This window comes from Pseudomonas sp. RA_35y_Pfl2_P32 (assembly GCF_963970735.1).
In the GTDB taxonomy this organism is placed as follows: Bacteria; Pseudomonadota; Gammaproteobacteria; order Pseudomonadales; family Pseudomonadaceae; genus Aquipseudomonas.
The window spans coordinates 1-436 of sequence record NZ_CAXAQF010000370.1 but is presented as its reverse complement, the minus strand read 5'-3'; the positions used below and the strand labels follow the sequence as shown (position 1 = coordinate 436).

The window sequence follows — 436 nt, the reverse complement described above, 5'->3', positions numbered from 1 at the left end:
CGGGCGATCCATCGGATCTTCCTGGACGTCGCGCACGGCGGTTATCTCGACAAGGTGATGCTTGGCACTCCTGGTGCGGGCGCGTGGTGTGGCAGTAGGACAGGCGACACGCTCGCTCTCGCCGAAGGCTTCGAGACGGCCGCTGCTTTCACCCAGATCAACCAGATACCGTGCTGGGCGACCCTCGGAGCGGCGCGGCTCGACCGCATTCAGATCCCGACAGACGTGACACGGCTGATCATCGCCGAAGACAACGATCCCGAAGGACGTCGAGCGCGAACCAAGGCCTGGCGCGCCTATCGGGAACGCGGATTGACGCTCGCCCGCATGGCGCCGCCGCAACAATACGGCGACTGGGCCGATGTACTGAAGCCCAAGGGCTGAGAAGGGGAGGGGGAGCGGGGGACTGAGCTGCAGCACGCAGCCAGTCCCGGAG

Annotated in this window: 1 protein-coding gene; it reads left to right on the top strand. The window is 66.1% G+C overall.

All coding sequences use genetic code 11. The features are described 5' to 3' along the window. A partial coding sequence (locus AACY45_RS28750) for a toprim domain-containing protein (RefSeq protein WP_339548869.1) occupies positions 1 to 384 on the top strand: 384 nt, incomplete at its 5' end. Positions 385 to 436 lie beyond the last annotated feature (52 nt).